Source organism: uncultured Roseobacter sp. (genome assembly GCF_947495025.1).
Classification (GTDB): domain Bacteria; phylum Pseudomonadota; class Alphaproteobacteria; order Rhodobacterales; family Rhodobacteraceae; genus Roseobacter.
Genome location: NZ_CANLXG010000003.1, coordinates 352696 through 367787 on the forward strand (window position 1 = coordinate 352696; position 15092 = coordinate 367787).

At 55.2% G+C, this 15092-nt stretch carries 14 protein-coding genes; 5 read left to right on the plus strand and 9 right to left on the minus strand.

Features of this window, described 5'->3' with window-relative positions; genetic code table 11:
* Positions 1-26: 26 nt before the first annotated feature.
* The 3 genes from Q0792_RS15895 to Q0792_RS15905 form a co-directional block, all read right to left on the minus strand.
* The gene (locus tag Q0792_RS15895) at positions 27-1052 is read right to left on the minus strand and encodes a tetratricopeptide repeat protein (RefSeq protein ID WP_298842948.1); all 1026 of its coding nucleotides are present in this window, start codon (positions 1050-1052) and stop codon (positions 27-29) included.
* Between the two features lie 10 nt (positions 1053-1062).
* Complete coding sequence (locus Q0792_RS15900) at positions 1063-1611, minus strand: recombinase family protein (RefSeq protein WP_298842951.1); 549 nt, start codon at positions 1609-1611, stop codon at positions 1063-1065.
* Positions 1612-2558: 947 nt separating this feature from the next.
* Positions 2559-3749: a hypothetical protein gene (locus Q0792_RS15905; protein WP_298842954.1), complete on the minus strand. Its 1191-nt coding sequence runs from the start codon at positions 3747-3749 to the stop codon at positions 2559-2561.
* A gap of 528 nt (positions 3750-4277) precedes the next feature.
* Here Q0792_RS15905 and Q0792_RS15910 point away from each other — a divergent pair.
* The 4 genes from Q0792_RS15910 to Q0792_RS15925 all read left to right on the plus strand — a co-directional run bounded on the left by Q0792_RS15910 (position 4278) and on the right by Q0792_RS15925 (position 8240).
* Complete coding sequence (locus Q0792_RS15910) at positions 4278-5501, plus strand: YcaO-like family protein (RefSeq protein ID WP_298842957.1); 1224 nt, start codon at positions 4278-4280, stop codon at positions 5499-5501.
* Positions 5498-6277, plus strand: coding sequence for a TfuA-like protein (locus Q0792_RS15915; protein WP_298842960.1), 780 nt, complete (start codon positions 5498-5500; stop codon positions 6275-6277). The genes Q0792_RS15910 and Q0792_RS15915 overlap by 4 nt, the downstream gene beginning before the upstream one ends.
* Before the next feature lie 38 nt (positions 6278-6315).
* Positions 6316-7590: a hypothetical protein gene (locus Q0792_RS15920; protein WP_298842963.1), complete on the plus strand. Its 1275-nt coding sequence runs from the start codon at positions 6316-6318 to the stop codon at positions 7588-7590.
* A 74-nt stretch (positions 7591-7664) separates the two neighbouring features.
* Positions 7665-8240 (plus strand): pentapeptide repeat-containing protein, encoded by a 576-nt coding sequence (locus tag Q0792_RS15925; RefSeq protein ID WP_298842966.1) that lies wholly within the window; start codon positions 7665-7667, stop codon positions 8238-8240.
* A gap of 5 nt (positions 8241-8245) precedes the next feature.
* Here Q0792_RS15925 and Q0792_RS15930 read toward each other — a convergent pair whose 3' ends face one another.
* Entirely contained in the window at positions 8246-10021 is a 1776-nt protein-coding gene (locus Q0792_RS15930) for a tetratricopeptide repeat protein (protein ID WP_298842971.1), read from the minus strand.
* A 1-nt stretch (position 10022) separates the two neighbouring features.
* A complete protein-coding gene (locus Q0792_RS15935) occupies positions 10023-10652 on the minus strand; it encodes a GNAT family protein (RefSeq protein WP_298842974.1) in 630 nt (209 codons plus the stop codon).
* A gap of 291 nt (positions 10653-10943) precedes the next feature.
* Here Q0792_RS15935 and Q0792_RS15940 point away from each other — a divergent pair, with 291 nt between their 5' ends.
* Complete coding sequence (locus Q0792_RS15940; protein WP_298842977.1) at positions 10944-11345, plus strand: ACT domain-containing protein; 402 nt, start codon at positions 10944-10946, stop codon at positions 11343-11345.
* A gap of 1 nt (position 11346) precedes the next feature.
* On the opposite strand, the gene Q0792_RS15945 is transcribed toward Q0792_RS15940, so the two are convergent.
* Genes Q0792_RS15945 through Q0792_RS15960 form a run of 4 tightly spaced genes read right to left on the minus strand, consistent with a single transcriptional unit; the run spans position 11347 to position 15073 of the window.
* Positions 11347-12630 carry a TRAP transporter large permease gene (locus tag Q0792_RS15945; RefSeq protein ID WP_298842979.1) on the minus strand — a complete coding sequence of 428 codons (1284 nt, stop codon included), beginning with the start codon at positions 12628-12630 and terminating at the stop codon, positions 11347-11349.
* On the minus strand, positions 12627-13175 hold the full coding sequence (locus tag Q0792_RS15950) for a TRAP transporter small permease subunit (RefSeq protein WP_298842982.1): 549 nt from the start codon (positions 13173-13175) through the stop codon (positions 12627-12629). The genes Q0792_RS15945 and Q0792_RS15950 overlap by 4 nt, the downstream gene beginning before the upstream one ends.
* Positions 13176-13198: 23 nt before the next feature.
* Positions 13199-14230 (minus strand): TRAP transporter substrate-binding protein, encoded by a 1032-nt coding sequence (locus Q0792_RS15955; RefSeq protein ID WP_298842985.1) that lies wholly within the window; start codon positions 14228-14230, stop codon positions 13199-13201.
* 24 nt (positions 14231-14254) lie between these two features.
* The gene (locus Q0792_RS15960) at positions 14255-15073 is read right to left on the minus strand and encodes a putative hydro-lyase (RefSeq protein ID WP_298842988.1); all 819 of its coding nucleotides are present in this window, start codon (positions 15071-15073) and stop codon (positions 14255-14257) included.
* Positions 15074-15092 lie beyond the last annotated feature (19 nt).

The following is a 15092-nucleotide window of genomic DNA, read 5'->3' on the forward strand; positions in this document are numbered from 1 at the left end:
ACACGCGTAGGGTTCATTATGTAATGTTACCAGTCTGACCCCAATTCCCTTAATCTATTTTGTGAATTGAAGTTTCCTTGTCTCGCTGCACGCCTGTACCAGTAAACCGCTTGAGAAGTATCGTGGACCACTCCGTATCCATTGTCGTACATAAAGCCTATGTTGTTCTGTGCCTGAGCATCGCCTTGGCTGGCAGCCTTCTCAAAAAAGCGGGCGGCCTTAAAGTGATCTTTCCCGATGCCAACACCCTCCAGATAGGCTAGCCCAACGGCAACTTGACCATAAAGGTCTCCCTCTCGCGCTGCCTTGGAGTACCACGAGAAAGCTTCCTTCGGATTGACGGCCAATCCGTTACCTGTCGAGTAGTGATCGCCTAAGGCTGTGAACGCACGAGTGAAGTTTAAGTCCGCAGCTTTTCGAAGCCAGTCAATTGCAAGCCTGTTGTCTTGGCGTACACCGGTTCCCATTAAGTAAGCTTGGTAAACAAGAAAAACGGCATACGGCGCGTTTTGGTGGGCTGCCTCATTGAACCACCTGAAAGCTTCAGATGCATCTTCACGTACACCCAGACCATCTCGGTACATCAAGCCAAGATTGATTTGGGCAGGAGCATAGCCCTCTTCTGCCGCTAGATAATAAAAACGCGCAGCCACTTCTTCGTTCTGACGAACGCCTCTGCCAGAAAAATAGTCATAACCGCGCTCAAAGTGGTCCTTTGCCGAAAATCTTTCCGGCTCTGCCAATTGAACTCGGTCACTGGCGGTTACTTCTAGGTTATCTAGTGGATCAACGGGTTCACGAGATGATTGAACATCACCAGAAACCACACTGTAGAAGCTGGAAACGTTTGAGTACCCTCCGGCAAACGCTAGCAACAAACCTACGAATGGAAGCAAGTATTTGTAAGGTGCGGGAATTTCTTCGGGCAGTGCATCAGCCGCCTTGTTTCCAGTAACAACTGCATAAAGATGGCGAAACGCAAGGTAGAGATACTTGGCAACTAAAAGCAGGACACCGAAAACTAGGACCGCTACCTTCACTAGTGTCATCATTTTGGACTAATCACCCTCTTAGTCTTGAGATCGTTGTGTGAGCCACGCCCGAATCCTTTGCGATTGCGCGGCAACTGTCTCCAGATGATAGCCGCTCAAGAGCCAATGAGCGCTGATGTTCTGTCAGCTTGGGCTTTGGGCCGAATTTCACGCCACGCAGCTTGGCAGCGTATCTGCCTTCATTCGCACGGGATGTGATCCGTTCACGTTCATCCTCGGCTAAAGCAGAAGGAAATGCGAGGATGCCCTTCCCCATCGGCGTAGGGAGATCTAGCCACGGTTTATCCAGCACCTTCACCGTCGCACCGCGGTCTGCCACCTGTAGAATGATGGTATTACCGTCCATCATCGAACGAGTAGCCCGATCCCATTCGGCGATCACCAGCACGTCGTCAGTGCCAAGTGCGTCGATTGCCTTTTCGAGCTGTGGGCGGCCCTTTATGGTCTTAGCTGCCGCTTTCTCCCGGAAGATGCGCCCTACGCCCACGGCGTTCAGTGCTCCTATTTGGCGGTCGACGCTCAGGGCTTGGGGCGATACTCTGGCGTAGCCGATTAGCATAAATCTAGCATGTCAGATCGTAGTGAAACCTGCACCTGATTTATGCACCACATCCACAGCATTATTTTCTGCTGTTAGTCGAGGCGGTGCACAAATTATGATCTATGCACCATAGTAGTCATTATGCGACCGTACGTATGACCTATTTTTACAAGTTATAATTTATTCAGAATGACAAAGGGCAGCTACTGAGAACTGCCCTTTCAAGTACGCCAAACATGCTCGCCCGCAACTATCTCTAAAATGTCTTCACGAAGACAAAAGCAAGTATCACCGCAAGAACCGCAAGAACCGCAACCGTTCCAGTAGCAGACAGATTTACCGAACCATCTGACGCTCGAGAAATTTGCAAGCGACTAACAGAGCTCTCGCCTACTTTTTCTTTTGAATCTTTGTTTGAGATTGGAGGAGAGTCTTTGTTTAAGCGAACTCCTTCGCTAGTGTTGTCCATGACGTAAATCCTTTCACTGGGGTTGTCAACAATGGGTGCGCAGATGTGCAAGTCTGCGCACCCTCACCATAACATATACAATTACAGTCAACACTAAAGTATCCATACAAATCATGTACTTACGATTTAGTGTCTTTGCGAAGAGTGATTTATTGGCACATCACGTCTATTCTCACCCACCTAGTTTTCTACTAAGTTAGATAACTAAAACTCGAATATGTTAGTAATTTGTTGTCTAGTTTTTTTGCTAGGCACTAACTTGCCACAAATGCGCTTACCTAGATGTCAACACAATATATTGTAGTTTATAGTGAGCTTGAGCACTTAAGTTAAAGTATTTTAGAGAGCTCTCAGAGCTTCTAAAGCTAACTTCTAGATATTTTACACTCACAAACTGCTATAAGCTAACCTCACTGCTTGTTCATTCTTACTTGCACTCAATGCTTCTGAGCTCCACTTTCCTATGAGAGCTAGATTATTTTCTAGTCTTCCTCTCTTAGTCTACAACCTCCTGCGCCTCTAAAAATCGAGGGTTGCTCTCCATCACATCACGACTGTTTTGTACGATCCAGCTTGGCAACAAAAAATCAAACCACATCCGATTCATCATGTGATCTCCTACAATGAAGAATGGAGTTCCTTGGTCGGTCGCAAGGTCTTCAAAGTTTATCTTACATTGAAGAACATCTTCGGTCGCTTCGATCTCAACCTTCACACCATCAACGGAGAACTTACGGTCAAAGGCATTCAAGTCCAGCATCGAAACTATAGAAATTTCTCCCCGAACAAACATCGCATAGTGATCAGGCTCTGAGAGCGTTAAGGCGTACGGTAAATAGCATCCCCAGAGCATGTTTGACTTAAGTTGATTAACAAAATTGCAGAGTGATCTAGAGGGTTCGACACCATCAAAAAGCACGTCTAGTTCAGATTTTTCAACACCATCTGTTGTCTTAATTAGGAACCTCAAACACCCATCAACCTCAAAAAACGCTGACCCGTTCTTCTTTGCTTCGGTGAGCGCTGTAGCCAACAATCCGCCAAAGGACTCTGGCTCTGCTAAAAATGCGATTCGGTATGTTGTGCCTTCGAAGCCACGTAGGTTCTCAGCCTGATCGTTCTCAAAAAAATTTGTCAGGGTCTCTAATTTCTTCTTCTGACGTTTGCCACGAGCATCTTTATTTTTTGAAGATTTCACCTCTATCGGAACAGGGTCATTTGCACATAGAAGACAAATATCGCCATACCTAAAAACATTCGTAAGGTCGCAAAGCACGGCTGGCACGTTATGAGATATTGCATCCTTCAAAACAGTAAGCTCCGCTGCCAAGCCTGCCTTGCCAGAGAGAAAGCCGCCGCTTTGTTTGGGGTTCTCGTTATTAACATTGAAGAACGTCTGCTTAAGCGCAAACCTATCAATATAAAGAAAAACCAAGCAGTCTCCCAAACACAAAAAATTATAGCGCAGGTACTGCCATTCAGTTGGATCGCGTTTTTCAGCTTTGGCTTGTCTGATCTCTTCTTCAGCCTCCATAACTGAAAAGACGAGCTTCTTTTGAATATCCAGAAGGCGCGCAAGGTTGTTCAAATCCTTAGAGAGCTCATGTATTTCTCGGTGCAATTCGAAGAGTGCAGGATAAAGTCGATTGTTATCAGGTGGCTCAAACCCTTCGGGCAAATCTTCCATTCTTAACTACCGCCCTCGTCCACCTCTTTAGCTTTTCGATGTTGCGGAAGCTTCTGACGAGGTGGCTTGTCTGCTGTCTTGATTTTCCTTGGAAACTCGTTGGGATACTACTTGGCAACCTCGGTCAACATATCAGAGCTTTAATGCTGGTTGAATGTCACGCGAAAAGATATCGCTTTTGGCGTATAAGCCCTTATATGTGACGTTCTCGAAACGGGTTTTAGGCAGCTTTAGAAGACCGATTCTGCCGACGTCCAGCCGTCTAAACATTCATGCTATGTTCTTCGCAATGCGGGTGCAATTCTAAACATAAAACGCTTATTTTTCAACGACTTTCCAACTCTTGCAAATCCGTGTACACCGGTTCGATTCCGGTACTCGCCTCCAGATTGCTTCTCCCCGGCAAGGCTGCAGCGACTGGCTCGTGACTGTGTGGAGATGTCTGTTTCCGCCTTCTGTTCGCCCGGGGTATTGCCATTTCAGCGGGATTTCGTCTGAGTATGCCGGGAACACGGGGGTATTCAGAAGATGACGAGACCTGAGGCGGCGGGAAAAACTCCTGTCAGGGACACAACAAGGATCTGCGGGCCCGCAGAAACCCTTGCCCGGATTTTGCCACGCATGCGCGAATTTGGCATTACCCGACTGGCGGATGTCACAGGTCTCGACCGGATCGGCATTCCCGTCATGCTCGCCGTACGCCCGAACGCGCGTTCCATCGCAATATCGCAAGGCAAAGGGAACACAGCCGATCATGCGCGTGCGTCCGCGCTGATGGAAGCCATCGAAATCTGGCACGCCGAGCACATCATCAGGCCTGTGCTCTATGCCAGCATTGCGGATCTTGAACTTGCAGGCCACCACCTGGCTGACATCGACAGGTTGCCTACCACGCCTGCAGGGCCTGTACCGCGTGGGCTTCGGTTGCACTGGATGGTCGCTGAGGACCTGATCAGCGGCGCGGAGCGCGTGGTCCCATATGAAATGGTACATGCTGATTACACGCACCCGGTCGCGCAGGACGCGGGGTATTTTGCGGCATCGACCAATGGCCTTGCATCGGGCAACCACCCGCTCGAAGCAATCTGTCATGCCATCTGTGAAGTGGTCGAACGCGATGCGCTGGCGGTCTGGCACCATTTGCCCGCAGATGCCCGGGCGCAGACGCAGATCGACACAGACACTTTGCTGGCCCGGTCCCTGCTTGCGTCTCTGGACCGCTTTGATCAGGCAGGCCTCGACGTTCGAATCTGGGACATCACGTCTGACACGAAAGTGCCGTCGTTCATGTGTCTGATCCTCGACAACAGTTCGGACGGTGCGCACCCGGGCCTGGGGTCCGGCACGCATCCCGACCCGGTCATCGCGATGCAACGCGCGCTGAACGAGGCCGCCCAGACGCGTCTCAACTATATCTCGGGCGCCCGCGAGGATCTTTGCGAAGGAGAGTACAGTCACGCAGGTCTTACAGATCGTATGACCGCCTTTCATGCGCTTCCGACACACGACGGCCCGCGCCGGCACTTTGACGGGGCCGCAGGTCTGAAAGCACAGACACTCGAAGAAATGCTTGAATGGCTCAAAACGCGGCTGATCCAGGCCGGCATTGAGGAGATCGCGGTGACCGATCTGACCCATCCGGCACATAATATCCCGGTGGTCCGCGTCATCATTCCCGGCCTCGAAGCGCCACATGACGACAATGCCTATGTGCCCGGACCCAGGGCACAGGCGGCGGAGGCTGCTGCATGATTGTTTTCGCGGGACCATCGCTCGCCGGCCTGCAACCGGCAGACTGGCCAGACATGGAGTTCAGACCGCCGGTCCGTCAGGGGGACCTCTTTCTCGCAGCCTGCGAAAGGCCTGCCGCTATAGGCGTGATTGACGGGTATTTTGAGGGCGTGCCAGCCGTGTGGCACAAAGAAATCCTCTGGGCGCTGAGCCGGGGTATCCGGGTTTTTGGCGCGTCCAGCATGGGGGCATTGCGGGCAGCAGAGCTGGATGTCTTCGGTATGAAGGGCGTGGGCCGCATCTATGAAGACTACAGGGATCTCGTCTGCACGGACGATGATGAGGTCGCACTGCTCCACGGGCCTGCGGAGCTCGGATATCCCGTGCTCAGCCTGGCGATGGTAAATCTGCGCGCCTCACTGCATGCTGCGGTGGCCGAAAAGATAATTGACGCAGCGGGCGCCAGTCTTATCGCAGCCACCGGCAAATCTCAGCATTACAAAACGCGCACGTGGAAAACAGTTCTGGATGCTGTGCCGCCCGAAGTACCAGAACGACAACTGGCTGCGCTGCATGACTGGAGCCGCCTGCACGCAGTGGATCAGAAATGCGCAGACGCCCAGGCCATGCTGGAACTGATGACGCATTTCCCGCTGCATGACACCGCATCAGAGTTCCATTTCGAGCGAACCGATCTGTGGGTGCAGGCGACCGAAACCTGGAGAAAACGAAGCGCGCAGGCAGACACAGGTGGTGGCTATAATTTGTTTAAAGACAAGAGCTTCATAGACCGCTAGACTGTGCATGCTGACGGGTTTTGCAAAGAGGTACGGGCGTGTGGGGCGGTAATCAGTCTGAGGGAACGCGGTTTCGCCTGTTTCCGCAGCCGGGCTTTCTGGACAGCTATGCCGAGCCAGAGGTGGTTATGGTGTCCTCGCCCGCGGGTTCCGTGATGGAAGGGCCTTCAGACGATCGGATGTACACAATCTTTCCCATCGGCAAGCCGGAGCCCTATGGGATCGCCCCCAATGGCGAGGATGTTCTGGCCCCGCCATGGCGGGGCGATATAGAAGCACCCGCACAGCCGGATGAAAACGGGCATTTTGACTATCTGGAACCCGGCACGCCACAGTTTGAGACGGCGCATCTGTTCGGCACCGTGCGGTTTGTACTCGACATCTGGGAGGGTTACTTCGGGCGCCGTATCCCGTTTCACAGCGAAAAAACCTATGATCGCGTCGAACTGACCATCCAGCCGACCCTTGAAAACGCCTATTCCGGCTACGGCTTTCTCGAAATGGGTGGCGACCGGTCAACAGGAAGCTACAAACCTTTCAGCCTGAATTTCGATGTGATCGCCCACGAAGTTGGCCACTCTGTTATCTATTCCGAGGTTGGCGTGCCCGACCCGGAGAATGTCACAGGCGAGTATTTCGGCTTTCACGAAAGCGCCGCCGATCTTGTGGCACTGATTTCGTCGCTCCATTTTAACTCTCTGGTGGACCTGCTGCTCGAAAACACGCGCGGCAACCTGTACATGCTCAACGCGGTAAACCGGATCGCCGAGCTGTCAGACAACAAACAGATCAGGATCGCCGCCAACGACCGCCGGATGTCCGAGTTTGCCGATGGCTGGGTCAAGGAACACCACCTGTCGCAGCCGCTGACCGGTGCCTTTTTTGATATTCTCGTCGATATCTTCCATGAGATGCTACTCGATTACGGTGCGATCAGCCCGGAGATGGAAGACCTGTCAGACAAACTGCTGGCGACGGCGGATTATGCGCCGATGATGCAGGAAATGTTTGACGAAGCCTACGCGGATCACCCCGAAAAATTCAAACTGGCTCTGCTCGATGCCCGTGACATTCTGGGCACCTACCTTGCCGATACCTGGGAACGTCTGAATCGCCAGGATCTGAATTTTGTGGATGTCGGTGACGTCTTTCTCGACGTCGATCAGGATCACACCGGTGGTCGTTTCGCCAGTATTATCCGCGGCAATTTCAGGCTGCGCGACATAGGTTTCGTGGAGGTTGGGCCACAGCTTGCACCGCTGGGCAAGGACAGCCATGCAAACTCCGTCAGAACATTGCTTCCGATGGACTGACACCACATAATACTTTAACCATTTGAAAAAGAAGTTTTCGGGATACCCGTTTCCTCAGAAGGACACATGACAGAATGACGAACAAAACAGTTTCCGCACACAAGTCAAAAGACAACAAACCCTTTCCGGAAAAACTGGGGCGGGAAACGCTTGCGAGTTCTGCATCGATTGTGCTCTTCGGCCGCCTGGTGGACGATCTCTCTGTTGTCAAAACGCACGACGGCAAACGCGAGGAAGACATTGATCAGAACCAGCCTGCGCGCATTTACGGTGCCACGTACGACGGCGTGTACATTGATATGGTGACCCCGGTTCTCTTCATGGTTGACGCCGAAAAGTCATATGACCCGAAAACCGTTCCGGTGCCGGGACCCAGCACAAAGAACCATGCCTTCTACAACGATCTGTCCGCCTGGGTCGTCCAGCGCACAGACAAAACCGTCCGCCTCGATGTGGACGAAGGCAAGTTTGAGGATCTTCTGCTCGAACTCGGGGGCGAGGATCTGACCGGTATTTCAGGCGCCCGGGTCTCCGGCGCACGGGTCTCCGGCGCGCGGGTGTCCGGTGCACGGGTCTCCGGCGCGCGGGTGTCCGGCGCACGTGTCTCCGGCGCGCGCATCAGCGGCGCACGCGGCGACGCATCCGACTGAGAGGATTAAAGACCGGCGCGCTTCATGCCATCAAGGAAGTGCTGCACGTCATCTTCAAATTTATCCGGCTGAACAGCGGCCCATCTTTCAACTGAAAAGTTGGGGTGGGCCTCTCTTACCAGTGCCGCCTGTGCGCGCGCTTCATCGATCCGTCCCAGATGGCCGTAACTTGCTGCGAGGATGCGGCGCCCTTCGGTCGGGTTCTGCATCTTCTGAATGGCTTCAATGGCCTCTTCGTAGCGTTTGAGATTGAAGTACGCACCACCCAGATGCCAGATATACTGGTCAGGATAGAACGGGTTCAGGCGCATCGCCTTCTGCAGCAGCTCAATGGCTTCCTCTGACCGCCCGGTATGCGCCAGCGCGTCCGCCATGTCTGACATCAGATCGGCATCATTCGGGTTCAGCTTGAGGGCCCGGTCGTAGGCATTGATCGCCGGATCATGTTCTTTGCGGTAAAGATGGGCAAACCCCAGCTCGCCAAATCCGCGGGCATCCGATTCATCCAGATCAATAGCTTCCCGGGCAAAATTCAGAGCGTCATCCAGCGCAATATCCGGCTTTTCGGCCCAGTCATAGCGCCAGTCGAGATTGAACGTACGTGACTTGGCCGCATAGGCGCGGGCATATCGCGCATCACTGCCAATCGCACTTTCATAGAACGTGCGTGCCTGGCGCACTTCAGGCTGCGTATACTTCAGCACGTGACGATGGCCTTTGAGGACAAAGCCATAAGCCATCAGGTTGGCAGGCGGCAGCAGACGCATACGATCCCGCTCTGTCGCCTCGATCCGGGCGGCCGTTGCCGACACGATGATCTGTGTGATTTCGTCCTGCAGATCAAAAATGTCCTCGACGTCCCGGTTATACTGCTCGCCCCAGATGGTCCGGTCCTGGAGGGCATCCAGCAGCTGCAGTGTAATGCGGATACGGGATCCGGCCTTGCGCACAGAGCCGTCAACGGCATAGCGCACACCCAGTTCGCGCGCCGCCTGCGCCGGTCCCTTGACGCGGTCGGCATACATATTGGCAGAGCCGCGCGCGATCACAAAGAATTCCTGGAACCGCGACAGATTTGTCGTGACGTCCTCGGTCAGCCCGTCCGCAAACCAGCGGTCATCCAGATCACTGCCCTGAAAACCGAACGGGAGCACCACAATAGACTGACTGGCGATGGGGCGCTCTTTGAATTCGGCGGAATTTTCCAGATTGCGGCGCAGACCGGGCGTCATTGCCGCCGATGTCGGATTCTCGTGCACCTGAAAGACATCGATGGTCCGACCGATGTTTTTGAAGTCCTGGCCGCCCAGATACTCATAGCCGTATTTTAGCTTGTTGCAGACATGGTCATAAGCGGCACCTGAAATGCACACCTGCCCTGGCGCGGCAAAAGCCTCGATCCGGGCGGCAATGTTGATGCTCTCGCCGGTGACTTCGTCGCCGCTGACCAGCACTTCGCCGAGGTTGATACCAAAGCGGAACCAGATCTGCTCGTTGTCCTCGAGTCCTTCGTTTTCCTCTGCCAGTTCTTTCTGCATCTCAACGGCAAAGGTCACCGCGGCCACGGCGCTTTCAAAAACCATAAAGGCGCTGTCACCGGCCGAGCCCTTGAACTCGCCGGAATAAGAGGCAATCCGCTCGCGGAACTTCTCAAGGCGGCTGGCCACCGAAAGCGTGGTGCGGACTTCATCGGCGCTCATCATCGAGCTGAAATTGGCGACATCAGCAAAGACAATCGCCACCAGCCTGCGGCGCAGACCGTCTCTGGGTAAAGATGTCATTTCAGAGCTGTTCGCCACGTTCCGATTTCCAGCATGTAGGTGTGAACGTCAGGTTGCAGGTCGCTTTCACAGAGTCAATAACGCGTTCCCGTTCTGCCTGCCAATCTGAAGCCAGAATACCGGCAATGATGATATCCTGGCGTTTTCCTTCAGAAAACCAGCCTTCCCGGCACGTGCCTTCGGTTCTGAAACCGAGACGGGACAGTGCTTTGGCAGAAGGTACATTGTCCGCGCGGTAATAGGTTGTTAGACGGTGCAGGCGCAGACGGTTGAACGCGAGATCAAGCATGGCGACCGACATTGCCGTAGCCAGTCCGCGGCTGCGGAAATGCTCGGCCACAAAAAACGGCAACACCCCATCCCCCTGAATATAGCTGATCTTCTCCAGCCCGCAGATGCCCAGCGGCGTACCGTCCTGAGCCTCGGCCATAAACCAGTAGCCTGCCGGTGGCGCTGTCTGTTCCAGCGAACGGCGCCAGCTTTCGCGCATGCCATCAACACTGACGGGTACCGGCAGCGCACGGTCGAAAAGCGCTGCATCGTCAAAATTCCAGAACCATTCCGCGATCCTTGAAATGTCATCAAGACCCATAGGCCGCCAGGTAATCAGTTCTGCATTCTGTTCTGTCATTTTACTTCACCAACGAGCCCGGTTTCAGAGTACGGGACCACCCTGCGCTCGGATTTACCGGGCGTCCTGCGCCCGCAAATCTATGAACCCGTGGTTAACAACACTTTCCGGCACCGTACGTATCAATGGCCGATTTTCGGCTGTTTGTGAAGCGTTCTCATCCCGTATGGCGTGCATACTGGCCGTCACGGGCCCTTATTGACAGGCCGGCGATGCTCTGCGAAGGCAGACGGCGACGGCTGTTCAGACAGATGAGAAATCCCGGGATTACGCCCGATCAGTGAGGTGAAAATGAGCGGTGAGAACAACCTCGACCGGCTGCTGCAGGGTATGTCCGCAGAGTTGCAGCCCGGTGTTTTTGTCTTTGTGACAATCCGCGATGGTTGTGTCCCAGAAGGTGTCACGCCGCGTATGATCTTTGCAGAAACCGAAGGCACGACGCTGATCCTGCCTCAGGACGAGGTTAAGGCCGCCGGCCTCGAGGCGGAATTTCCCTGCCGGATGATCACGCTGAATGTGCATTCAGCACTCGATGCGGTCGGCTTTCTGGCGCGTATTACCACAGCACTTGCAGCCCGCAACATGGGCGTAAACCCGGTTTCCGGATTTTTCCATGATCACCTGTTTGTCCCCGAGGACAGGGCGGATGACGCGATGCAGGTGCTGCACGCTCTGTCTGCAGCAGACCTGTGATCTATTGCAGAGCCTGCGGCAGGAAAAGCGCAATGGACGGAAAAGCGATCAGTGCCACGACCATCAGCAGCATGGCGACAACGTAGGGGATCGCGCCAAGCATTACTTCTGACAGGGTCCCGGATTTGCGCGCACCCTGTACCACATAGAGGTTGAGACCCACCGGCGGCGTGATCAGAGCCATTTCGATCAGCACGATCATCAGGATGCCGAACCAGATCGGATCAAACCCCTGTGCGACCACCAGCGGTACGATAATCGGGATTGTGACCACCATCAGGGACAGGGTCTCGATAAAGAAACCGAGCACAATATAAAGCACCACGACGACCATGATGGTGCCCAGCGGGGTCAGCCCCAGCCCGTTCATAAACGCCGTCAGTTCGCGTCCGAGGCCCGCTGATGCCAGAGTGAAGTTGAGAAATGACGCACCGATGACAATGAGCATGATCATCGAAGTGATTTTGACGGTTCCGAGCACGCTCTGTCGCAGCATGTCAAAGGAGACCCCGCCAAAGAACAGCGCGATCAGCAGGGCTCCCGCCACACCCACTGACGCGGCCTCGGTGGGCGTGGCCCAGCCTTTGTAGATTGAGCCGACGATCAGTCCAAAGAGCAGCAGGATCGGCACCAGGTCGACCAGAGCGCGCAACATCAGCGACAGCGGAAAGGTCCGGCGCACTCCGCCCAGACCGGGCCGGATCAGGCAAAGCAACACAGTGATCACCATAAAGGCAAACGCCAGCCCCAGACCGGGCAGCAGACCAGCCAGGAAAAGCTGTGGGATCGAGGATTGTGTCAGGAACCCGTAAACGATCAGGTTGATCGAAGGCGGGATCATAATGCCAAGGGTGCCGCCCGCGGCGATAGCACCTGAAAAGAGTTTCGGGTCATAGCCCAGTTTCTCCGCCTGTGGCATGGCGACAGTCGCAACAGTTGCTGCGGTTGCTACAGACGATCCGGAAGTGGCCGAGAACATGGTGGCCGTGGCGATATTGGCGTGCACCAGGCCGCCCGGCAGCCAGCTGACCCAGCGGTCCAGCGCCGCGTATGTGCGGGTTGCAACCCCGCTTCGCACCAGAATTTCTCCCAGCAACACAAAGAACGGTATCGCGATCAGCGTGGCCGAATTGGACGCCGACCAGACCATGTTTCCCAGGCCGCGCGTGAGCGGAAATGAGGAGAAGAAGGTATCGACACCGAAACCCAGCAGAAACAGCACAATTCCAACCGGAATAGAAAGTGCAAGCAGGCCCAGCAATCCTGCGGCGACAGACCCGATCATTGCAGCATGTCCTGTTCAGCAAAGGCGCCCACGGCCGTTTCGACCTCGTTGTGACGGCCTTTCATCGCAAGCGACAGTGCAGCGAGCGTCATCACACAGGACACCATCGCAAACCAGACCCAGCCGGCGAACCAGGGTGTCTGCACCCAGGCCAGTGGCGTTTCCAGCGGTGTATTTGCCCGCGACCCGTTGCTCAGAGAGCGCTCAAGAACGGGCCAGGCTTTGATTGCGATCATGACGACCACACCGCTCATTACGGTCATGGAAAACACGTCAAAAAGCGAGCGTACCGTATCGCCGCCCCGGCTGCGCAAAAGGTCGATGCGCACATGCCCCAGCTCCAGCAGCGTAAAGGCCATGCCCCACGAGGTTGCAATGGCCATCACATAACCGCTGATTTCGTCGGTCCCGCCCAGCGAGCCCCCCAGACGGCGCAGAATGATATCCAGCAGCACGATGCCGGCGCAGGCAAAGAGCATCAGCCCGACCAGCAGAGCGATCGCGTGGTTGATACGGCGCAGCTGCGCGATGATCTTCTGTTCCATCTCAGGGGTCCCGGAGCTCAGGGTTACTTGATTTCGACGCCGACGACCTGACCGACAGAGGCGTTCCAGCGCGCGGCCCAGTCACCACCGGCGCGCTCCGCCCAGTCGGGCAGCACTTCAGAGGTCAGGATATCCCGCGCTTTGGTGAAATCTGCATCCGAGGCTTCGACCAGCACCATCGACCGGCTGTCACCTGCGGGGCAGTCACCATTGCCGGTCAGACAGGCAATGTCATTCACCAGCGCGTCCTGCGCAGAGGCCCAGGCCGGGTCCTCAAAACCGGCTTTGGCTTCTGCGGTGATCAGCGCCTGCGTACCGGCATCCATGCCGTTCCACTTGTCGAGGTTTACGGCAGTCACAACGGAATCCCAGCCCCCCAGCGGCAGCGGCAACAGATGTGTCGATACTTCCCACCAGCCGGCGCTGTAGCCCGAACCAGCACCCGTTACGGCGCAATCAACAACACCGTTCTGCAGCGCACCGGGCACCTCAGAAAACGACACATTCACCCCTTCAGCACCAAGCGCTTCCAGCAGCTTTGCGGTCATGCGGCCCGACGCGCGCACTTTGAGCCCCTGCAGATCGTCAAGACCCGCGATCTCATGGTTGCAGAACACAACCTGAGGCGGATAGGGCGCGATGGCCAGCACATGTGAATTGAACCGGTCACGATAGATATCGGCGACCATCGGGCGCGCGGCGTCAACCATTGCGCGTGCTTCGTCCGCCGTGAGCGCCAGAAGTGGCACATCGAGACCTTCAAGCTCCGGCGCATCGGCGACAGCATAATCAGCAACGGTCATTGCCACATCATATACCCCCTGCCCGAGCAGCGGATAGATATCGCCAAGACCAAGGCCCATCTGGTTATGTGTCGTCAGCTCGACGGTCAGCTTACCGTCCGACGCTGCGGGCAGTTTTTCATTCCAGAACGGTGCCTCATATTGTTTGTGCAACGGCAGGCTGGACCAGCTGCCGACCACGGACAGGTTTTCGGCTATTGCCGGTGTCGCGAGCGCTGTTGTTGCCACCAGGGCTGTGAGTGTCTTGCGCATGTGATGTCTCCTCGTTGGTTTTTTTCAGTGTCGGTGTGCGTGGAATGTGGGGATATCTGCATCTTCGGCCACGTCCGCGACCAGCATGTGGCCCGGTGCATGGGTGATGCAGAACGGTATTTCTGCTTTCATCAGAACATTTTGCGGGGTCACGCCGCAGGCCCAGTAAACCGGGATCTCGCCCGGGCCCACGTCAACAGGATCACCCCAGTCCGGCCGTGTCAGATCGGCAATTCCGATAGTCGACGGGTCGCCTTTTGCGATCGGTGCACCATGCGCCTGGGGATAGCGTGCGCTGATCTTCCATGCATCTTCAACACGATCCTCCGGTATCGGGCGCATGGTCACAACCATCTCACCTCCGAAAGGTCCCACCCCGGTCAGACCAATGTTGCTGCGATACATAGGCACCGTCTGATCAAGATCGATGTGTTTGACGGAAATTCCCTCGGCCATAAGTGCGTTCTCAAATGTAAAGGAACACCCCAGCGCGATTGTCACAAAATCAGACCGCCAGAGATCATCAATGTCCGTGACCTCGCCCGCCAGCACACCGTGGCGAAACAGACGGTACTTTGGCACGTCAGTCCGGATGTCAATTTCAGCGCCAAGATCCGGCAGCGACGGATCGCCGGGCCTGCCAATGGCGACGATGGGACAGGGTTTGGGGTTGAGCTCGCAGAACCTGATAAAGTCGCGGGCAAAGTCTTCGGGCAGAATAGCCAGGTTGCACTGCAGCCTTCCCGCGGCCAGCCCTGCGGTATGCCGCGTATACCCGCCCTGCCGGATCAGGCGCCGGAGAGCGCCGACATCAAGGTCGGCCAGTTCTTTGTGCGTTGACACGATCGTCGCTCCGGGTTCC